The sequence below is a fragment of the [Mycoplasma] gypis genome (genome assembly GCF_016924775.1).
Taxonomy (GTDB): domain Bacteria; phylum Bacillota_I; class Bacilli_A; order Mycoplasmatales; family Metamycoplasmataceae; genus Metamycoplasma; species Metamycoplasma gypis.
The window spans coordinates 1-22,557 of sequence record NZ_JAFFTD010000004.1; the positions used below are offsets into that span (position 1 = coordinate 1).

Consider the following 22,557-nt stretch of genomic DNA (forward strand, 5'->3'; position numbering starts at 1 on the left):
GACTTAATAGAAAAATTTATGATAAGTTTTCCAAATATAACAGAGCAACGAAAAATTGGTTCATTATTCCAAAAACTAGACAGACTGATTCAACTCTATGAATTAAAACAACAAAAGCAAGAAGCAATCAAAAAAGCTTTACTTGAAAAAATGTTTATTTAGATGCGCACAAGTGCATTTTTTTTATTGCAAGGGATAATAAAAAACTCGCAATACAGCGAGTTGATTATTATAATTTTGGAAGAATTTTTTTCTTGTAGAAATCGGTTCTTTCAATTTTTCAAATAGCAAGGGTTTGACAAATTTGTCATATTCCTGTGAAAATTCAATAGATTTGAAGACCAGCTTGGAATATAACTCCGAATCCAACGAAAACAACCATCATAATATTTTGCATTCTATTTGATTTTTTGAATGCTTCACGTTCATACACGTTTGTTCTTAACTTATCTTTCTTTCTATTTAAAATTCTTGGAAGCAGTTGTGAGAATAATTGTACAACTAAAGAAATTAGAATAACCGGTAGATATCCTCATTCTTTTCCATAGACTAAGTTTCTTCATGAAGTTGCAGACATATCTAAACCTAAGAAGAATGTTGATTTAATGTCAGGAGAAGCTTGAATAACCCTAAACATAACAAGTAAGATAGGCAGAGTAATTAATGTACTTAACATCGCTGTATAAGGGTTAGCGTGATTTTTCTTGTACATTTCTTGAATTTCTGCTCTTTTTCTTTGTTCCATTTGTTTATCACCTTTATAAGGTGCGTATTTAGCTTCAATTTTCGCTTTCTTAGAGTTAAGTTCTTGTTGTTTTGCTGACGCAAATAAACTTTTATAAGAAAGAAGAATTGTTATTAGACGAGTAATGATAATTGTAATAATAATTGCGATAATGAAAGCTCAGCCACCTAGTGAATTCATTGCAATCATTAACCCAATTAAAATTTTGTAAATTGGTCATACGAATAAACCATAGAATGGTCCGAATTCTCAGAATTCAGCTCATGTTGAAATAGGACGGTGAGCTTCTTGATAGTAATTTGCCATTGCATTAGCAACGTTAACTGATTCATTATATGTTGATACATTTGAGAATTCAATAACGTTTGCATTATTGGCATCTTTTTGATTTGTTACTAAATAAAATCCAGTTAATATATTTCCGTAATATTGGCGTTCTTCTGCTTTAATTAAAGAAATTTTTTCAATAACAGAAATTAGGTTAGCATCAAGTTTTTGATTTTCAAGGTTTTTAAGATTTAGAATAAATCCATTAAGAATATCTAAATCACTTCCACTAGAAACTGTTGAGTTTTGAGTAATATAGTCTCAGTAAGTTTTGTTTTCAGAATTTTTATTAACAACTTCTTTTCCTGTTGTTAGTTTAAATTGTGTAGCTCCTTCTTCAGCTAAAGCTTGATAGAAGTCACGAGCGAATTTAAGACTTAAATTTCCAGCTTGAGAAACATAGTCGGGAAGAACGTTGTAAATAATATTTGAAATACCAACATTTTTATTTACTGTGATTTCTTTATTTTCCCCTGATGTATTTTCATCTTCAACAGTAACTTTTTCTGTTTTGTAAAGTATAGTTGGATAGTAAATGTTTGTTCATTTATTTACATTTTCGTAACTTTTGACAGCACCTTCTCCGTTTTTATCACCTTTTGCCATTAATAGGTAATTGTTGTCTTTGTGATATACAACACCATTAATAGTTTGTTTTTCGTTGTTTACTAATTGGAAACCAAGAGTTTGTGAACGGTATTGTTCATAATTTCCACCGTTTTTATCAACTTGATTTCTAATTTCATTCAGTTCTTCTGGTGATTCTTTTCAAACGTATGGGTTAATTTTTGCGAAATCAGAATTGTTTACTAATTCAAAAGTATTTTTTACATTGTTGTATTTTAAAACACTAACTTGTGGTGACACTTTGTCTTTTGAACCATACATTTCAAAACCAGTACCAATTGTAACTGGTGAACGTAAAGAAAATGACTGAACACAACCTACCAATCCTGTTCCGATAACAAAAACAATAATTGCAATTTTTAATCATTTTCAGAATTTTTTTAGTTTTTGTTTTCAAGATTTAGTTGGGGTTTGGTCATTTTTGTTTTGTGGGCTGAAAAAGTCGTAATGTTTTGATCTATTTTTGTAAGACATTACGAATCCTTTCATAAAGTTTTTTTATTTCCAATTCTTTCTTTGCAAAATCAATTAAAAAGAAATCCTTGCGAACAATAATGATTGTTCTTGCCTTAATATCTAAAAAATCATTTTTTCTGATAATGTGACGAATTTGGTTTTTAAATTTATTTCTTGTACAAGCATTTGCAAAGGCTTTTGGAATTGAGATTCCAACTTGAAAGCTATCGTGAGGTTCGTAATAGATGATTACATACTTAGAAACGAACTGTTTCCGATGGCTAATAATATTTTGGAATTCTCAGTTTTTCTTAACAACATTTTTTTTATTCATTGTTAAATTGGATTATTTTTCGTCTGATACAGTTAATTTGTGTCTTCCTTTTGCTCTTCTAGCTGCTAAAACTTTTCTACCGTTTTTTGTTTGCATACGAGCACGGAATCCGTGAACTTTAACGTGTTTACGTTTTTTAGGTTGATATGTTCTTTTCATTATTGCTCCTTTTTAAGATACATTTTTAAATAAATTGTTCAAGCTGATTTAATTAAAAATATGCAATAATATTTTACCAAAACAAACACCAAATTTATATAAAAATGTTTTATAGCATTATTATAAATAATGAGTTATAGACAAGTTATTTACATTCGATAATTGTCTATAACTTAAAAAAGTACTTATAATGAGTATTTTTTCTGTTTAAAAAATGTCAATAAAATGTAAATAATTCCAACATTTATTGTTCTTTTTTTCTTAATAATTCTTAATAAAAAAATATTTAAATATAATTTATTCATGAGTTCAGAAACATCCCAAAAAATTAATAAAAAAATTGATCTTGAAAATCAGACAAAGTTGATGCAAAAAGAATTTGCCAATTCAGGTTTTAGTGAAGAAAACGCATTTTTATACAATAGTTTTCTTCGTAATCTGCAAATTATTGAAATTGTCGAAGATACTTACTGTTTATTGACAACTGATAAAGAACTTGAAGAATTAGAAAAACCTGAAAATAAATCATATATTCGTAGGGTTTTGGCTGAAATTGCTCAAAAACCAGTTCAAGTAATTTTTCAAACTAGTCCTGATGTCAAACCTTTTATTGAAAAAATTCAACCCAAGAAGCAAACTAAAGAAATTGTTTCTAACATTAACTCTTCATTAACACTAGACAAATATACAACTGGTGAATTTAATAAAAACGCAATGTTAGGAGCGATGTCTGTTATTAATAACAATACTAGTCAAGCAATATTTTCACCATTATTTATTCATGCACCTTCTGGATTTGGAAAAACTCATTTACTTCATGCGATCGGAAATGAATTAATCAAAAAAGGACAAAGCTGCTTCTATATAAACCCTGATTTTTTTACAAGAGATTTAGTTGTTCATTTACAAAATAAAAATCAAGATGGAATCAATGAAATTATTGATAAATGTTCAAAATATGACTGTTTAATGTTTGATGATGTACAACAATTTAGAAGTCGTGAGTCAACATTAAATGTGTTATTTAACATTATTAATAATCATATTTCTAATAAAAAACAAATTATTATTTGTGCCGACAAAACACCTGAAGAATTGGGTGGATTTGAAGAAAGATTTATTACAAGATTTTCAGGCGGAATAACATTTGCCATTACTCAACCTCAGACTGAAGATATTATTAAAATTTTTAAATTTAAGATTTTAGCTGCAGGAATGGATCCGAATGTATTTGATGAAGAAAGTTATAAATTTTTAGCAAGAAACTTTTCTAATTCAATTCGTTCAATTGAAGGGGCAGTAAACAAGATTAATTTATTTAGAATAAACGACAAAGATTTTAGGTTTGATTTAAGCTATTTAAAATTTATTTTTAATGCCAGTGAACAGATTGCAGAAACAATTTCACCAGATAAGGTAATTGACTCCGTTTGCAAATATTACAAAGTAGATAGAAAAGATATTATTGGTAAAAACCGTTCTAAAGAAATTGTTGTCGCGCGAAGAATAGCAATTTGAATCATTAGAAATTCCTTTGATATGTCTTATGCAGCCATAGGAAAGAAATTTGGTGGTCAAAGTCACAGTAACATAATTAACAGCGTTGAAGAAATAGATAAAGAAATAAAAATTAATACATCAATTAAGATGGCTATTACAAAAATTAAAGAAAATATTAAGAAAATTAACTAAGGAGAAATAATGCATATTAAAGTTTCAAAATTCCAATTGGATAAAGTTATTGATCGTGTATCAAGAATTTATGAACCAAATCCTTATCAACCACAATACAAAGGATTGTACGTTGAAGCAACAGATTCAAAAATAATTTTTACTCTTTCCAACGAAAGATTAAGCATTCAACATACATTAATTTCAAGCGGAAAAGATTTAGAAAATTTTGATTCAGAAAGTTGCCAAATTTTGGTTGGGGGTTTTGCATTAATACCCTTGCCTTTATTCAGAAATATTATCAAAAGTATGAATGGACCAATTGAATTAATTAAAAAGGGAACTCTGTTAATTATTAAAAATGATCAAGATAAATTTGAAATGAATTTAATGGATGAAAGTTTTGGTACTTTAGACTTTAGATTATTAGGAGACAAAATTAATTTAAACATCAATAATTTAAAAACAATTTATAATAATGTTGCATTTGCTGCAGACGTCCACAACGAAACAAACGAACTTGCTTTTCGTTTAATTAATATAAAAGCGCAAAATGGAAAAATGACTGCTATCGCAACAAACTCATATCGTCTAGCTACTGAAACATTAGATATTGAATCAGATGCAGAATTTTCATTCTTAATCAGTCCTAAAAACCTCAAAGAACTTTTAAGTTTTGACATTAAAGGTGATGTTGATTTCGTTGTTAATGATTCAAGAATCAGTATCGTTTGAGACGATTCAGTAATCTATTCTTTAATTTATAAAATGGATTATAAAGACACTTCAAAAGTTATTCCAAAATCTTTTGACAGTGTACTAGTAATTGAAAAAAGAGTACTTGCTAATTTATTAAATAAAACTAAGGTCTTTCACGCTGATAGAAGTAACAGAATAAGATTGACAATTAAAGATGGTATTTTAACTTTAGCGACAAAAGAAACTGAAGTTGGTAGAGCTGAAGCAACAACAAATGAATTTACTTATAATGAAGAAAAATTAGATATGTTTATTGTTAACCGTTATTTAACTGATGCAATTAATGTTTTTGACGGCGAATTAAACATTTTATTCGCGGACAATAACCGTAGAATTGTCGTAATTTCTCCAAATTACAAAAATAACGTTCAAGTATTAACACCACAGAAAGGGCACGTTGATTAATGTTAGTAGAAATAATTGGTGAAAGTATTAAACTATCACAACTTTTAAAAAAAATGCACGTAATTGAAACAGGGGGAAGAGCTAAATATTTTATTGAAGTTCACGAAGTAACAATTAACGGTGAAAAAGCTTTTAGTCGTAACCAAAAGGTTAAACCAGGCGACATTCTTTGAATTGATGACAGAATCTATAAAATTGTTCAAAAGCAAGAACAAGAATAAAAATTTTTGTTAATGGTTTAAAATTTTATTATATTAATCTTTGAAAGGTGTATTATGTCAAAACAACACTCAAACTTAAAAACATTTAAATTAATATCGACAATTATTTTTATTATTTTATTAATTATAGGAATTGTTTTAATGGTATTGGGAACAGAGATAAGGGATGCAAATCAAGTTGAAACAAAACAATATTTAATTTGAGTTGGACTTGCTTTCATTTTAGGAGCGATTTTATATGGAGTTATTTCAATAGCCATTTTATTCAAAAAAAGCTACAAAGAAGTATTGGTTGAAACCCTAAACAATGAACACGTTTTTATTCAAAAAACAAAAAAATAATTTTTAAAAATTCCCTTTTGGGAATTTTATTTTTTGTTTTTTTAGTCTATAAAACACAAACCGGTTTATTTTTAATATAATTTTTAAATTAAGGAGAATATGAAATTGGCAAAAAATATCATTATTAATATATTTTTATTTTTTACAAGTTTTGTACTTGTTTACTTTTTGCTTAATTTTTTATTAAACAAACAGATTGAAAACAATGTTATTGTTAGCAGTAAAATTGACTCAAACCTTTTTTTGAGATTCGGACACTATATTAGGGATATTTTTAATGGTTCTTTTGGTCAAATATATAACGAAAACTTATTAAGCGTTCACAAATCTATTCCTTCACTTTTCTTCAATTATTTTGGTTTAACTTTCGGAATTAGTACGATCACATATTTATTTTCTTTAGTTTTTGGAAGTGTGCTTTCAGTAATTTATACTGAAAGTAATAGAAAACTTTTTCAAAGAATCATCTTTTTACTGGTTATTTTCATAAGTTCAGTACCTTTAATAATTTTATTAATTGTTTTATTAATATTTTCATCCTCTATAGGTTATCCAAGTCAATATTTAAATATTGCAAATAATCAAGCCCTTTCATTAATTGTTCCAGTATTTGTTTTCTTTTTTGCGACATTTGGATTTGTATTTTTTAAAACTACAAAAATAACCCAAGAAGTAAAAGCTAATGATTGATTTTTATTATCTAAAACACTTGGAATGTCAAAAAAAGAATTATTCCTAAAAAATGTTTTCAAAAACTTATTTTTAGAAAACATTAAGTGATTAGTACCATTTTTTGTTTTATTAATGACGATTTCGATTGTTGTTGAAAGAATCTTTTCAATACCTGGTCAGAGTGAATATATTTCTTTTGCATACAATAATGCAGAAAATGACATGTTAATGTTTTATGTAACATTTAGTTTATTAATTATTTTTGGATTAAATATTATTTTTAGCATCATTTGCAATTGAATCGAACCAAATAAGGAACAAAATAAAAACACACATCTAATCTTCAGAAAGAAGGTGATGTGACATGAATAGTTTTAAATTTTCAAAAAACAAAAAAATAAATAGCAACATCATTAGTAATAAAACATCTTCTTTAAAGAGATTTTGAAAAGACTTTTCAAGTAAAAAAGTTAATATTCTTGTAGCCATTTTACTTTTGCTTTTCATTGTTTTAGCTATTATTTTTAGTGTATTTTCAAGTTTTTCGCCAACAAAACCTGTTAATGAAAACACATTTTTATTAAATGATCTACCACCTTATAATTTCGGAATAATAACAAGAAACTTTTCACGCGGTTCGCAGCTAAACTTCATTTATGAAATCGCTAACAAAGAACTTTTAAGAGCTTCGGAACTTGGACAACAACCTGTGTTTGTAATTTTAAAAGATTCTTCAAAGCAGATTGATTCAGCTCTTAAAACTGTTAATACCGATATAGTAACATTAACCTATAATGCATATGATTTACTGAAAGCTATTCAACTGAATGCTAGCGAAGCTTTCAATATAAACACTCACTTTATTTTGGGTACAAATCAAAATGGAGTTGACATATGAACAAGAATCTGAAGTTCCACAATAAAGACAGTGATATTCGTTTTATTGGCGTTGATGATAAATATTTTTAGTGGATTTTTACTAGGTTCAATTACTCAAATGTATAAAACCAAAGGAGCAAGTTTTGTCATAAATTCGCTAGCTTCTTTAATTAATTCAATACCAGAAATTATCTGAATTTTTATAATTTGTGGATTTTGAAATACTTCATGAGTAGCGGTGTTTATTGCTTTTTGTTTAATAGGTTGAGTACCGTTCTTTAATTTAGTTCAAAGAATGACACAACAATTGAAAAATTCAGATTTATTTTTAGTCTTATTATCAATTGGTAAAAATAAATTTCAGATTATTTACAGTGACTTATTTAAAATATCATTGCCAAGAATTTTTATTGAAACAATTGAAAAATTCAGTAGCTACATTTTAATTATTTCATCACTTGCATTTCTAGATTTTGTTAAAAATTCTAATTCTGACTTGTTGAGTAATTTAATAAAAGAAAGTATCCAAATGATTTCAATAAATAATTTATATTTAGTGCTTTTAATTATTAACATTTCAATTATTAGCTTCGGTTTTAAATATTTAAGCAATGCTTTTGCTTCAACATATCAAAAACAAAACATTATTAATTAAAGCGGAACATGTCTGCTTTTTTTATTAAAGGAGTATAAAAAAGCAGGATAATTCCCTGCTTATATTAATTAAAGTGTTTTAAAACTTCTTCATAATTTGGTTCTGATGCAACTTCTTGACAATATTCAACATGTTCAATTTTATTATTTTCATCAAGAACAAAAACTGCTCTTGTTAATAAACCAAGTTCTTCAATTTTGGTTCCTGTTTTTAATCCAAAATCATTGTATTTAAATTCGCTCAATGTTACAACTTTTTGATTATTTTTTGCTTGGCATCAACGTCCAAAAGCGAATGGCAAGTCATAAGAAATAACAATTACAGGATAGTCTTTGTTTTTAAATTCGTTCATGAATCTTGTAGTTTCCATTTCACAAACACCAGTGTCGATTGAAGGAATTGAAAAGACAAGTTTTTTACCTTTCACGTTATCTAATTCAAAGTCACTTAAGTCTAAATTAACTGCTTTGAAGTTTGGAAAAAGATCACCTTTTTTTAGTTCATTACCTAAAAGAGTAACGGGATTTCCCTTAAAATTTACTTTCATTTTTCTCCTTTGTTTTTTATTATTAAATAATAAACAAAAATTATCTTTTTTATTAAAAAAACACTGATTTTTATTTTTTCAGTGTTTTTTAAATATTAATTTCAAGTGTTCTTTAGAACTTCAAATTGTCTTTCTCTTATAGCCATATAACTTACAACATATCTTGGTGTTTGGAATTTACTTTCAATAGGAATTCCAGCTTCAACAGTTTTGTTGTAAAACTCATCATATAGTTTAGCAAGTTTTGCTGAAGATTTTCTTTGTGCATGGCTGTTTCATCCTTTAGACAATTTTTTAAATTCGTTAAACTGTTCTTCTACTTTAACCTTTAATTGTTCTAATTCTTCATGTCCTGCAAGGCTAGGATATTTTGTAATACGTTTTTCCATTCAAATTGCATAAATTATTGAAGCATTTCTTGTAATTGATTGTTCAACTTTAATGGTTTTACCTCTGTCTTGTGCTTGTGCGTTGTCTGCATTGACAATTGATTCTTTAATTCTGTCAATTTGAGTTGTTATATTTTCAATTTTCTTAATCATTGAATCTTGATTATTTTTGCTTGAGTAAAGTACTGAATTAGGATCATTAATTAGAATTTGAGCTTGATTGATAAAGTTTTGAATTTTATAGTTTTGTTCATTAATATCGTTTCACTCTGGTTTAGCTCAAATTTTATCTTGAGCTAAAGCTGTGTATAAGTTTAAATCAAGGAATAAACTTTTAGCATTTTTAATTTTTTCAACAAGAAGATTTGAAATAATATTTCTTGCTTCAGCTAATTTTTTGGTTATTTCTGCATTTTTTGTTTTAGCTTCTTCGTAAGTCATTTCACCCGATTGTACTTTGTTTTGAATTTCTTCTTTTATTGCTTTGGCTTCAGCAATTAAATTCATTGACTTTTCAATTTCAGCTTTATCTTCACCAGAAACTTTAAGTTTTTGAATTTCTTCTTCTGGCATTTCTACATTCATTGTTGAATTAGGTTTTGAGTAGCCATCAAGAATTTCTTTTTTAGTTTTTTCAATGTTATATTGTTTTACTTGTTGTTCAAGCGAATTGTATCTTTCGATGAATTGTTGTTCTTGTGGTTTAATTGTTTTTCAATCATTTAATTTTTTAGTTTCTTTGCTTAAAGTTTCAAGTTGTGATTTTAGGTTATTTCATTCAGCAGAAGTATCGTTACCTTGTTTTTTAATTAAATTTTCTACTTTTTGTTGAATATCTTTCATGTGTGATAAGAAGAAAACATTTAAAGTTCTGTTTAGTCTTGAGTATCCACTTCTAAATGAAAGAAGTAAAGAATTCAATTGTTTAAATGGTTTGTTTTCTAAATCTACAGCCATATCTACAAGAGACTGTTGACTTGTCTTTAATTTATTTATTGATTCATTATTTACATCAGAAATTTGTTGAAGCATTTCTTCTGATTGTTGTTTTTGTTGTTTAATATTTTCAATAAACAATTTTTTCAATTCTGAATCTAAATCAAAAAGCGATTCTAATTGTTTTTCGTATTTTTGTTCTAATTCTTCAACGGTGTTTAAGGTGCTAGCATCTAAAACAATTGAATTTAAAATACTTTCATTGTAGTTATCTCTTTCGTATTTATTTTTTGATTCAACTTTTTTATAGTTTGATTTTAGTTCAATTAACAAGTTGTTAATTTGTTCAATTTTAGTTATTAAATCAATTTTTTTATCTTGTTCTAATGTAACGATGATATTTTGAAGCTCTAAATATTTAGATTGTAATTTTATTACAATGTTTTCAATGTAATCTTCTGCAAGAATGTTAATTGAGTCATTATTTAATTCTTTTAAAGCTTTGACACTTTCAGGTGCATCGTTTTCTAAAGCATTTAATTTTTTATTATTATTTTTTATTTGATTTACTATCAATGCTTTAACTTGTTCTTTTAAAACAATCATTTTTGAAGTTTCAACTAAAGCCTTATCAATTGTTGTATCAACAGCGTTAAATTTTGTGTCCGAATTCATCAATTTGATTTTGTGTTAAACTGGTTTTATTTGAATTTTCATAAGTGCTTATCAAAGTATTAGCTAATTGGTGACTTAGAAAAACACCTTGAGTGATTTCATTTTTGTTTTGTGTTTTAATTTTAGAAATTTTAGTTTTTAAAAGTGTAACAACTTTATCTAATTGACTGATTTTTTGTTGTTTTTCTTTTTGCTCAGCTTCTTTTTCTGATGCTGCTTTTTTATCAGCTAAAGCCTTTGAATCATCTTGTTTTGCTTTTTCAACAAGAGAATTAATTCCTTGTAAATCTTTTGTTGTGTTAAGTAATTGTTTGTATGTTTCTTTTTGTTCTGCTGTTAAATTTTCTAAAGCGTTAATTTTTTGTAATGCATTTTCTTTTTGTGCAATAACAGCATTAATGGCGTTGATAGCTTGATTTGCTGCATTTAAAATGCTATCGATAGATTCTTTTGATTTAGCGTTTCGAATTTGATTAATAAAGTCATTTTTTTTGTTCTTGACTTAATTTTGCAAAGCTTTGCGAATTTAATTGTGTAATTACTTCTTCTTTTTTATTTTCAAGTGTATTTTCTTCAGTTTTTGGTTGATTACATTGAGCTGCAAAAAATGGCACTATTGCCAATACAGAAATGAACGATAAAACTGATTTACGTATTTTATTTTTAGTCATTTTACTATATCCTTCCCTTAAAAAAACTTATCTACAATTGTACCACAATGCAAAAAAATAACTAATATTTACCTATTTTTTCTACTATTTTGTGCAAAAAAAATCAAAATAACCAATTTTTTAGACAAAAAATACAATCTTGATATTTTTTGGGTCATTTTTTAGCTGTTTTCACACGTTTACTCGCCACTGAAAATTGCGTTTTATGTTATAATTTTTATTATTTTATGAAACTTTAAAAATAAGGAGAAAAAATGGCATTAAAACTAAGAACAAAAGTTCTAATTACACTAGGAATTCTTGCTGCTGTAACCGGTGCAACAATCGGTTCGATGTTTGGTTACGCTGCTAACTCAGATGAAGTGAAAGGAAAAGTAGCTCCTACTGATTCGAAAGCTTTTTCAAATCGTTACCAAGACATTTACGATGAAGAAGGTAATTTAAAACCTGTTATTGCAATTACTGATCCTTTAAAATCAAGTGAAGTAGCTTCATATGACGAAAAAGACGGACAAGTATATTTCTGATGAAATAGTGACAAAAACCGCAAAATGGATTTTGATACATTTTTTAAAGAATATTATGCAAAGTATAAAGAATCTTTTATCTTCAAAGTAACTTACGGTTCATTTAACTTTTTTGATGAGTATGTTTTAGCTGTTAAACCAAAACAATTTGTGGAATTTACTAAGTGATTTATTACTAATGTCTCATGAGGTCCAGATTTATTAACTCTGGATAGTTTTAGACTTGTACCAGGTGTAGAACAAAATGGTAACTCGATTACTCTTGGATCTCACTCAACATTACACAAAGAAGAAAGTGAAATTAAATTCTTCCCTGATGCGTTCTTTGGTTCAATGCCTATTTATTCAACATTAGGGGGACCTGGAAACTCTTCTGATTCATTAACATATTCATTATTTAGAGATTTTGAAGACAAAAAAACAGTAGATTTATTCTTAAAAAATATTCCTACTGCTTCAGCAATTATGAATAGCAACATTTTAGGTAAAAATAATCAACCCCTAGAATCTTATTCAACAATTGCTTTACCTTCAAAACTTATTGGAAAAGACATTCTTTTACTTGATGAACAAAAATCAACCTATGGTGCTTTAAGCTCTACATCACAAAAAGTTATTGTTCTTCCTGCAAATACTACTGAAGAAGAATTTAATTCAAAATATTTAAATATATTCAGAACAAAAATAAAATGATTTGAAGGTAAAACTTTCAACGATTTCAAAAAAGCTAAAATTGAAGAAGTATCAATCGAAAATATTAATAATTCCGTGAAAGTTTTATGACTTGGTGGTCATACCGAAGATAAAAAAGAATTTTCGATTTCATTTAACCAAGAAATTTATGATGAAAACAATACTATTGCTTTAGATTTATTTACCAAAATATCAAATGAATTTAAGAGCTTTTTAGATTTTTATAATTTTGACCAATATATTTCAAAAGACATTTATGTAGTAACAAAAGAAAATAAAAACAGATTCTACGGTTCACTTTTAGAAGCTTTAAATTCTGATAAAAAATTAAAAACTTCTGATGTACGCAAATTTAATGTTAAAAACATGACAGTTGAGAAAAAAGAAGCTCCAATTTTTGTTGTAGAACTTCAAAATGAGAAAGAAACCAAAAAACTTGTATTTACAAGAAGTTTATTTGGAGAAGAAGAACAGGAATTTAATAGTTTAAAAAGAGCTCTGGGTTATAAAGGTTCAATTGATCCTGTAACAATTAACATTACCCCTGTAGATGTCAATGCTCGTGATGAAAACGGAAACAAATTACCTGATCTAGATGCGAGAAGATATCAAATTTACAACGAAGCTTACCCAGGGTTATTAAAACAAATTACCGACAAGTATCCACACCTTCTTAAAGAAAAAATTGGGCCACACATTGAAAAGACAATCAATGATGAAGGATTTTACGAATATAAACTAGTTGAAGGAAAATATAAAACTTTAACTGATACTGATAGAATTGGACTACCACTTTTACTAGGAGCATTGGTAGACGGGTTTAAAGGAATTTCTACTGATTTCTTAAATTATGTAGCTGCCCACGAATATGGACACCATCTAACACTTGAGAGAACCCAAGCGATTGACGATTCTAAAAATGCTGTTGTTGTCGGTGCTTTAAACCCACGTTCAGGAACTTCTGAAACATCATTTTACTCAGCTGTTGCGCTTCGTAACTATTTAGAAGCAAGAACAAATCTTGATTTTATTAGAGTAAATGCTTTTGGAGAACCTTCTGACACAGGTACATTCTTAAAATTTATCTTCTTGAACAAAGATGGTTCAACACCAAAAGATGAAAACGGAAATGTTATTTACGAATCAGAAGATGACGTTTGGGGTAAAGCTAATAAAAACTCTAGTGCAAAAGATGTTTTATCAAATGGAAAACGTCGTTTCTTACAAGACTGAGAAGGAATGCAAAAAGCAGCTAAACTTCGTGGTGTAGAAGTTAGAGATTTATTTTTAGCAAACTCTTTTGATCAGCATTCAGGAACACTTAACCCATTCATTCAAGGGAATTCAAAAGTATTTAGTGTTGAAAACGGAAACCTTTCAAACTTGGCTGAAGTTACTCCAAAAATGATTTTAGACAACGTTAGAGACGGTTTAGGGCAACGAATTAAATTCAATATTGAAGCAAATGGAAATGCTACAATTAAAGTTTTTGAGTCACATACAGATTCTGAAGGCAAACTAGTTATTGATCAAATCAACATTTTTGATAAAAACGGATTACCAGTAATTAACGCACCTTTAAATACTCCACTTTCTGACAAAGACGTTCAATATTTAAGAGCACAAGAAAAAATAATCCAAGATAGTATTATTGAACTTGTAGATAGAAATTATTATGATTCTGGATGAAATAATCGAAGTTCATTCATTGGTGGTCAAGCAAATGCAACAGTTACTTCTCTATTGCAACCAGGATTTTCTGACGATTTTATTGAAGCTTTAAAAACCAATAAAGATCCAATTAACTCTTTACCTTCTCTAAACGAACCAGGTTCAAGAGTTTTACAAAACCCTGATGACCCTAACTCTGCAATTTCAAGAAAATCTTGAAAAAAAATCGGTTTAGCTGGTGATATTCAAGCTGAATTAAGACTTTTACAAAGACAAATTCAATACACTATTCAAGAAGCTAATGATCGTGAAGAATACAGATTCCCATACTTTTCAAATCAAGGAAAAGTTTTAGCGTTTAATGACGAAAACGGAAGTAACGAATACTTCTTCCCATATGTTGAAAACTCAGCCTTCTTAAAAGAAATGTACAATGGTTCAAATCAACTATCTCAACAAATGCAAGAGGTCGCAAGAAACATTCATGCAGCAGTTCCTTATGGAAAGGTACAACAATCATTAGCGTTTGCATTATTACGTTATACAGGTATTTTTAATAATGCACAAAACAATGCTAGATATCCAATTTTAGGTTTTGTTTCAAAACCAAACCCAAATACTGGAGAAAGATTGATTTCACGTGGAACAAATGCAACACTAACAACTGCTTCAATTTTGAACAACATTGAAGGAATAGCAATTGACACAAGATCATCTGGGTATGCAACTCAAGATTCAAAATTTTATGATGCTTTTTCACAAAGTTTAACAATGTTAGAAGTTAGAGACAGTGTTGGAACAAGATATACAGTGCCAACATTTAACAACCTAAAAAGCTTATTTGAATTTAGTTCAATCGACTATTCACAAGCTCAATATGTTGTTAATGCTGACAAAACATGAACATGAAATTGAAACATATCTTATGTAGAAACTAAATTTGATTTAGATAAATTCAAAAAATCATTACTTGAAAATGAAACAAATCGTGATGATATTAATACAATAACTGCTTTAAAACAAAATTTAGCTAACGAAATTATGAAAAGATTTAGAAATTCAAATCTATTTATGGCGGCTAAAAACTTCAATCCAGCAACAGAATTACTTAAAAATGGTGCAATCCTTTCAAAAGATTATGGAATGGATATATTATCACCACAATTTAAAGATAGTTATATTGAAAATGATGATTTAAAAACAGAAATGATTGCAAAAGACCCATCTGCCTTATTATTTAGTTTACTTGACTTACAAAATATGTTTGCTAAAAAAATAACTGAAGAAGTTGGGACACAATATGTCGCAAACTTAGACGCACAAGATATGAATATTCTCTTAGGGCAAGTCCTTTACTTTAAAGACTGGGGAAACACAAATGGTTATTTATCAGATGTTTACTATGGATTATTTAGTTCAGGTAAACCAAGTGATGATGTAATTAACTATATTCTTTCAAGAATTGAACCACAAACAGCTGATAAATTTACTGACTATATCTATAGTATTGCTGAAACATTAACACGTGATTTCGTGCAAACAACATATGTTCCAAGCACTAAAGACTTTGGTGATTTACCAAATTACATGACAAATGTAAATGAAGCAACAACAGGATTAGATTATGTTGTTGACGCTACTTCTGTAGACTGAATTAAGTCAACATTATTAGATTTAAATAGTTTAAATAAAGCTGTTGTGGATTCAATAAACGTTGCCTTTAAGATTGCTTATGAAAAAGAAAAAGCAGTAATTTATCAAAAATATCAAGATGAAGTCGATGTTTTACAAGAAGCAATTAAGAAAACTAAAGAACAAAGTGATAGAGAACCAAATAACAGACAATATCAGTTAAATTACTTTAATGCCGTTTCAAACCTTCAAAATTTCCTTGCAAAAAGAAGTAAAGAATATGATGAAGCTAAAGCTAAAATCTTCCCTAATGGAAAAGAATTTAGAGTAAGACAATTCAATTCAAACCAAAATATTTCTAGTTCATATTTTGGAAAATTCATAACTAAAAATAATGGATATTTTAAAGATCGTTGACAAAAAGAAAAAATTGGAATGCAATTATACAACGATGATAGAAGCGCTGTTCAAGACGAAACAATAAGAATTAAAGACTTAAATGACAACAAAATTACTTCAAGACCAAAAGCGTTCTTTATGTCACAAATTAAAAACTTTGGAGTTGGACAAAGAACAGTTTCAGGAATTTTTAGAAATAAAACATTTGATGCCGTTGCTTTATACGGATATATTCCTACTGAATTAGCTACAAAAGCAAAATTCTTACAATTTACTGATGTAAAAACAGGTGAAAAAGAATTTGTTTCAATCAATATTGCAAAAACAAACAATATTTTCTACCTTGAAAGACAAGGAGATGCTTCTTCAAAAGTAACACTAGAAGATTTAGGTTACACATCATGATTAAGTGATTATGCTTTAATGGCTAAATATAGAAATACTTTATTGAAACCAAAACATTCATATTATGTTGAATTTGCCGACAATACCAAAAAAGCAATTCAAGATGTTTCAATGCAAGGTTTTGATTTCCTTGCTGAAAATGGAAAATCAAGAGACCAATCACCAATTGCATTGGTTGCAGAAAAGAAAGATAATAAATTAACAGGAAAAACAATTCTTGCTATTGATTATCAATTTAACATCACAGGATAGGAGAAAAATGAACAAAAAAAGATTTTGAAACCTACTTTTGCTTAGTCCAATCGTTTCATTGGTAGCAGCAGTGCCTTTTATTGCCGCTGCTTGTGGCCACGATGGTGACAAAGGTGAAATTAGTCGTTCTTATGATTTAGGTTTAACTAGCGAACCTATTAACAACCTAAACTATGTAAGATATAAATCATTAGATAAAATTCTTCCTTCATTAGTTGATGCATTTGTTAAAGAAGGTCCTTCAAAAGAATTAAAAGCCAGCGCTGTCCATACTAACAAATTCAGTATGTCAGTTATGAAACAAACAAATACTGAAGAACCAAGTTCTAATTTTGATGACACTTACAAATTAATTAAAGAAAAATTAAGAGCTGAAGAAGGATACGGTGAAGTAAGTAGTGGATTCTGACCACTAGATGAATATCAAACACTTGGTGCTTTAGGAAGACCATCAATTGGTTCTGACGTTACTAAATCAGCATCAATTTATGCATTTAGAAATCCAAAAAATACTAATAACTATATGGCGATAACAGGGTTTGTTAATGAAAAAACAAATCAATGAAGCAATGGTGATTACATCAGTGCGCAAGATCTTAGAGATTATTTAGAATATGTACTTGATTTAAATACAGGTTCACAAAAACTAAATAATGTTGAAAAATTTGGAATTCGTGGGATTCAAGAATTTTTAGATGCCCAAAGAGATTACGCGAAAAAATTCAATAAAAACTACAAAAATCCTTGAGGACGTAGAAGTTATGTCGACTCAGAATGAGTAACAGAAAACGGGAAACCACGTAAATTACAAAATTATGATGAATATTCTTGAGACTCACAAGTTTATGATGCAAATAATAAACCTTTAGATACTAAAGAAGTTGAAGCTATTAAAAACGCAGCATTAAAATTTGGATTCTACACAGGACAAGTATTTTTAGATTTTACAAACGCAGAAGTTTCAGAATTTAAAAAATTACCAGAAAACTTTGGGATTAATTGATTAGGTAATGAAGAAGGTGTTGTAGAATCAGTAAGCACTGGTATTGTTACTGAACAATGACAAAAATTTTCAAAAGAAATTGAAAAAAGTACTCAAAAAGTTAATTCTTTATTATCAGGTAATGTAACTGAAGATGTTAAAGAATTTTTAAATCGTGTAAAATCATTAATTTCATCATCAAGATCATACGATAAATTAAATTATCTAAATGAGCTTTTAAATAAATTTGAAACAAAGCAAAAAAGTTCTTCAAGCAAAGATCTAAAAAACTTTATTTCAGAAGAAGAAAATAAATTTAGATCAAAAGAATTCCTTAACTTAGAACAAACTGTTTATTCAAAACAAACAAAATATAAATTAGGAAGAAATAGACAAAGAATTCCTTACCACCCAATTGAAAAAAATAATATTATTGATAAATATTACAAAGTTAATTTAGTAAAAAATCCTTTTGTAAATCCTTATCAATTCTTTAAAGATCAAGTAGAAGGTGAAATTAAAACATTAGCATATGATGAAAATAGTTTCACAATGATATTTGATGAAAATAAAACACCAAACTTAATTTTCTTATTAAACCACGTCTTCCCTGGATTATTCCCAGTAAATAGACAATATATTGAAACAGTTGCCGGTGGAATTGATAAGTATGGATCAGATCCTAAAAAATTCTTAACAACAGGTCCTTTTGTTATTGCTGATAATGATATTGTTTTAGGTCCACAAGGACACATAACCTTAACAAAAAATAAAGATTACTATGATGCAGAAAATACAATTTCTAACACAATTAAGATTCTATTTTCTACTGATAAAACAATTAATGCAACATTATTTGAAGATGGTTTTGTATCACAAGCATACATACCAGCCAATAAAATTAATGGATATTGATCAAATAAAGAATATAAAGAATATTTAAATAAAAATAATGGGTATGGAACAATCGCGTTTGGATTTAACTTAGATAATGAAACAAATGCACAGAGCTGATTGCAAGATCAAGATCTAAGAAATGCAATTTATTATGCAATTGACCGTGAAAAAGTTCTTAAATCAGTTGGTTGAGACTTTTCATTCCCAGTTAATACATGAACAGCTTTTGGAAGTTACAAAACATACGACGGAAAAAACATTGAATTATTCTTTGATGGTAAAAAAACAAAAGCGAAAAACGGAAAAGAATTTGATATTCAAAACTATGACTATTTTGTTCACCTTTCAAAATCATATAAATTTGAAAAAACAAATCGTCGTGATATAACATTTGATCCAGAAACTGCACAATTTTACATTGAAAGATTTAAACAAAAACATCCAGATGTAAAACAAATTAATTTAACATTTTTAAATAACTCAACTGATGAGCAAAAGAAAGCTGGTCAATACTTAAGAGAAATTTTAAGACGTTATTCAGATGGATTTATTAATGTAGAAATTAAGAGTTTACCGGAAAACACATTTGCTTCATTTATTGAAGAGGGTAAATACGACATTATTTATCAAAACTATGATAGATTTGGTGGAAATTCGCCAAGTGACTATGTTCAAGTATTCTTTAAACCGGATGAAATTGACTCATTATCACAAAGAACAATTGCATTCAAAAACAATCCAACTGGGTCATTTACATACGCTGACTATATTTCTAATTATGTTTTAGAAGCATTGCAACAACAAAATCCACAAGCAACTAAAGAATACTTTATTGCTCCTTATCAAGATGTTATTAATAAACTAATTGAAAAGGTTGCAAAAGAAAATAATGAAGATTTACAAAAATTAATCGATTCAAATTCAAGTTCAGAAAAATCAGATTTTGTCAAAAAATACACAGACACAATTTTTAATGAAATTCCTGCACAGAATTTAGAAGGCAAAAATCCATATACAAAATTATTTGTTGAGCACCAAATTGAATATTACTTAACAAATAACGTTAATATTAAGGTTTCAAGAAGAAATAAACTATTCAACATATACGTAAGACAAATGTTTAGTAATGTTGAAATTGAACAAATGACTGCATCTGTTGTTGAAAGAATGTTTGCTGAAAAAGGAATTGAAACTGACAAAAAACATCTATATTGAGAAAAGTTTATTGATTTATCTTATCAAAAACCAGAAGAAGGAATATCTGAATATAGTTCAAGATTAGATGCTTTCTTCTCAGGAAACTTTACAAATGAAGACCTAAAAAATGGTTGACATAGCGAAGAACAAATTTTTGATTTTATTGCACTATTAGAAAAGGTCATTCGTGACGCTGCTCCAGTAATTTCTTTAATGGAAGTTGATACTAACTGAGAAATTACAAAAGTAGGTGGAGTAAGTTCACTATTTAGATTTAACCTACAATACGCATACGACATGACAAGACCACCAAAATCAGATTTACCAAGAAAAAGGGAGGGTTAGGCTTTGAAAAAAGAAAAATATTCTTACAACGGAAAAAATTATGTTGTAAACAAAAACATTGTTCAGTTTTCAAATAAAAGAACTACAAAGTTAACTTTTTGACAAAAGTTATTAGCCGTAGATTCACCAGCGTTAAAGATTCTTTGAAAAATTCTAAAAATAATGATTGAATTTTTAGTAATCTCATGAATCGTTATTACAATAACCTTCTTCCTAATTAATTTAGTGCCAGGTTCAAATCAATTAACAGCAGGGTTAGATGAAGCACAAAGAAAAGCTGTTGAAGCTAAATATGGTCTAGACTTACCATTAATTAAACGTTATTTAAATTATCTTGCCAACTTACTAAGGGGTGATTTTGGAATTTCATTATCGTTATTCCCGTCACAGGAAATTAACTCGTTTATTTGAATTCGTTTCTATAAATCATTCTTAGTTGGAATTTTCTCAGTTTTATTAACAATTGGAATCGGAATTCCTTTAGGAATCTGAGTTGGAAAAAACCCAGGAAAATTAATTGATAACGTTTCAACATTCTTTGTTTCAGTATTTTCTTCAGTACCTTCAATCATTTTTGCATTGATTTTGGTGTTTATCGGAAGAGAAATCGGTATCCCATATATTTTTGATCAAAAAGATTTTGCAACTTACATTTTACCTGGTCTTGCACTTTCACTAGGAAGCATTATTGTTTATATTAAATATATAAGAACTGAACTTAATCGTGAGCTAAACTCAGTGCATGCAAAATTTGCTTATTTAAAAGGTCTTTCTAAATCGCAATTTGTTTGAAAACATGCTTTAAAACCATCACTTTTCCCAATTGCAACATTTTTCCCAGCCGTTATTTTCGGTTCATTCATTGGAAGTATTTTCATTGAACAAATCTTCTTTATTTCTGGTTCTGGGGCAACACTATTACAAGCAATTCAAACAAAAGACTATAACGTTATCTTATTCTTAATTGTTATGTTCTCGCTATTAACAATTCTTTCTTATGCAACACGTGATATGCTTTATGAAGCTATTGATCCTCGTATTAGAAGAAGGGGAAAATAATGGGTAAATTTAAACAATATTTAAATAATAAGATTGCAAAAATGCGTTCAAACCAAGAATTAGGTGAATCAAACCAAGCAACTGTTCAAGATGCACCAATTTCCTTTTTACAACCAATTAATCATAAAAAATGAAAAATGATTGGTGAAGCCTTTGATTATCAAAGTGATATTCACATGGGTTCACAAGCAAAGATTTTTAAAGAGTTTGTTTATCGTTTTTCTAAAAACTTTGGTGGAGTAGTAGGATTCTTGATTCTATTTATACTTATTATTCTTGCCTTAGTTATTCCATTCTTTACTCTTGATCCTAATTTTCAAGACACAAACAACCGTTTCTTAACATTTAATACAACTGATTCAAACGGTGTTTATCACTTTTTTGGAACTGATGATTTAGGTCGTGATTTATGAGCAAGATTATGACACGGACTAAGATATTCATTAGCCCTTGCCTTCATGGTTACATTATTAGAAGTTATCATCGGTGTTTCAATTGGAATCATGATGGGTCAATTTGATGTTTTTGATAAATTTATGACATTCTTTATCAAGATTATTTCAGTAGTTCCAACAATTTTAATTCTTATTTTAATGACCGTTGTTGTAAGTCCAAGTTTTTGAGTAATTGTGTTCTCACTTTCTCTGACTGGATGAACAGGGATGGCTAACCAAATTCGTGCTCAAGTAAAAAGAGCGAAATATTTTGAATGAGTATCAGCTTCAAAAGTACTGGGTACACCAACATGAAAAATTCTTAAAAACTATGTTCCAGTTATTTTACCAATTTTAATTACTCAATTAGTATTCACAATTCCAGGAGTTATTCTTGCTGAAACATCACTTGCATTCATTGGGCTTTCAATTGATGACATTTCAACTCTTGGAAACTTAATTTCAGAAGGGCAAAAAAACTTCCCAAGTTACTTAAGATATGTTTTTGTTCCTTCATCAATCTTGATTTTAATTACAACCAGTGTTCAATTGATTGGTTCAAGTGTTCAAGAAGCTTTAAGAAGACAAAGATAG

General features: G+C 28.2%; 17 protein-coding genes. 10 read left to right on the plus strand and 7 right to left on the minus strand.

Features of this window, described 5'->3' with window-relative positions; all coding sequences use genetic code 4:
• Positions 1–229: 229 nt before the first annotated feature.
• From yidC to rpmH, 3 genes are read right to left on the minus strand one after another with little or no spacing between them, the layout of a single operon-like run.
• A complete protein-coding gene (gene yidC, locus JV175_RS04430; protein ID WP_205499472.1) occupies positions 230–2,173 on the minus strand; it encodes a membrane protein insertase YidC in 1,944 nt (647 codons plus the stop codon).
• Positions 2,157–2,489: a ribonuclease P protein component gene (gene rnpA / locus JV175_RS02965; protein WP_205499474.1), complete on the minus strand. Its 333-nt coding sequence runs from the start codon at positions 2,487–2,489 to the stop codon at positions 2,157–2,159. The genes yidC and rnpA overlap by 17 nt, the downstream gene beginning before the upstream one ends.
• A gap of 12 nt (positions 2,490–2,501) precedes the next feature.
• Positions 2,502–2,648: a 50S ribosomal protein L34 gene (gene rpmH / locus JV175_RS02970; protein ID WP_205499482.1), complete on the minus strand. Its 147-nt coding sequence runs from the start codon at positions 2,646–2,648 to the stop codon at positions 2,502–2,504.
• Between the two features lie 303 nt (positions 2,649–2,951).
• Here rpmH and dnaA point away from each other — a divergent pair, with 303 nt between their 5' ends.
• The 6 genes from dnaA (at position 2,952) to JV175_RS03000 (ending at position 8,252) form a co-directional block, all read left to right on the plus strand.
• Complete coding sequence (gene dnaA / locus JV175_RS02975; RefSeq protein ID WP_205499484.1) at positions 2,952–4,340, plus strand: chromosomal replication initiator protein DnaA; 1,389 nt, start codon at positions 2,952–2,954, stop codon at positions 4,338–4,340.
• A gap of 9 nt (positions 4,341–4,349) precedes the next feature.
• Positions 4,350–5,483 (plus strand): DNA polymerase III subunit beta family protein, encoded by a 1,134-nt coding sequence (locus JV175_RS02980; protein ID WP_205499486.1) that lies wholly within the window; start codon positions 4,350–4,352, stop codon positions 5,481–5,483.
• Complete coding sequence (locus JV175_RS03950; RefSeq protein ID WP_205499488.1) at positions 5,483–5,704, plus strand: RNA-binding S4 domain-containing protein; 222 nt, start codon at positions 5,483–5,485, stop codon at positions 5,702–5,704. The genes JV175_RS02980 and JV175_RS03950 overlap by 1 nt, the downstream gene beginning before the upstream one ends.
• 54 nt (positions 5,705–5,758) lie before the next feature.
• A complete protein-coding gene (locus JV175_RS02990) occupies positions 5,759–6,046 on the plus strand; it encodes an Imm15 family immunity protein (protein WP_205499490.1) in 288 nt (95 codons plus the stop codon).
• A 99-nt stretch (positions 6,047–6,145) separates the two neighbouring features.
• The gene (locus JV175_RS02995) at positions 6,146–7,090 is read left to right on the plus strand and encodes an ABC transporter permease subunit (RefSeq protein WP_205499492.1); all 945 of its coding nucleotides are present in this window, start codon (positions 6,146–6,148) and stop codon (positions 7,088–7,090) included.
• Complete coding sequence (locus JV175_RS03000; RefSeq protein ID WP_205499494.1) at positions 7,083–8,252, plus strand: ABC transporter permease subunit; 1,170 nt, start codon at positions 7,083–7,085, stop codon at positions 8,250–8,252. Before JV175_RS02995 ends, JV175_RS03000 begins: the two co-directional genes overlap by 8 nt.
• A 64-nt stretch (positions 8,253–8,316) precedes the next feature.
• Here JV175_RS03000 and tpx read toward each other — a convergent pair whose 3' ends face one another.
• From tpx to JV175_RS03020, 4 genes are all read right to left on the minus strand, one after another.
• Positions 8,317–8,799 (minus strand): thiol peroxidase, encoded by a 483-nt coding sequence (gene tpx / locus JV175_RS03005; RefSeq protein ID WP_205499496.1) that lies wholly within the window; start codon positions 8,797–8,799, stop codon positions 8,317–8,319.
• A 95-nt stretch (positions 8,800–8,894) separates the two neighbouring features.
• Positions 8,895–10,799, minus strand: coding sequence for a hypothetical protein (locus JV175_RS03010; protein ID WP_205499498.1), 1,905 nt, complete (start codon positions 10,797–10,799; stop codon positions 8,895–8,897).
• Positions 10,777–11,277, minus strand: a complete 501-nt coding sequence (locus JV175_RS04490) for a GA module-containing protein (protein ID WP_205499589.1) — start codon at positions 11,275–11,277, stop codon at positions 10,777–10,779. Before JV175_RS04490 ends, JV175_RS03010 begins: the two co-directional genes overlap by 23 nt.
• Positions 11,273–11,470 (minus strand): hypothetical protein, encoded by a 198-nt coding sequence (locus JV175_RS03020; RefSeq protein ID WP_205499500.1) that lies wholly within the window; start codon positions 11,468–11,470, stop codon positions 11,273–11,275. Before JV175_RS03020 ends, JV175_RS04490 begins: the two co-directional genes overlap by 5 nt.
• A gap of 254 nt (positions 11,471–11,724) precedes the next feature.
• Here JV175_RS03020 and JV175_RS03025 point away from each other — a divergent pair, with 254 nt between their 5' ends.
• Genes JV175_RS03025 through JV175_RS04445 form a run of 4 tightly spaced genes read left to right on the plus strand, consistent with a single transcriptional unit; the run spans position 11,725 to position 22,557 of the window.
• Entirely contained in the window at positions 11,725–17,049 is a 5,325-nt protein-coding gene (locus JV175_RS03025; protein ID WP_205499502.1) for a PDxFFG protein, read from the plus strand.
• A 7-nt stretch (positions 17,050–17,056) separates the two neighbouring features.
• The gene (locus JV175_RS04435) at positions 17,057–20,470 is read left to right on the plus strand and encodes an ABC transporter substrate-binding protein (RefSeq protein WP_205499504.1); all 3,414 of its coding nucleotides are present in this window, start codon (positions 17,057–17,059) and stop codon (positions 20,468–20,470) included.
• A 3-nt stretch (positions 20,471–20,473) separates the two neighbouring features.
• On the plus strand, positions 20,474–21,529 hold the full coding sequence (locus JV175_RS04440) for an ABC transporter permease (RefSeq protein WP_205499507.1): 1,056 nt from the start codon (positions 20,474–20,476) through the stop codon (positions 21,527–21,529).
• Entirely contained in the window at positions 21,529–22,557 is a 1,029-nt protein-coding gene (locus JV175_RS04445) for an ABC transporter permease (protein ID WP_205499509.1), read from the plus strand. The genes JV175_RS04440 and JV175_RS04445 overlap by 1 nt, the downstream gene beginning before the upstream one ends.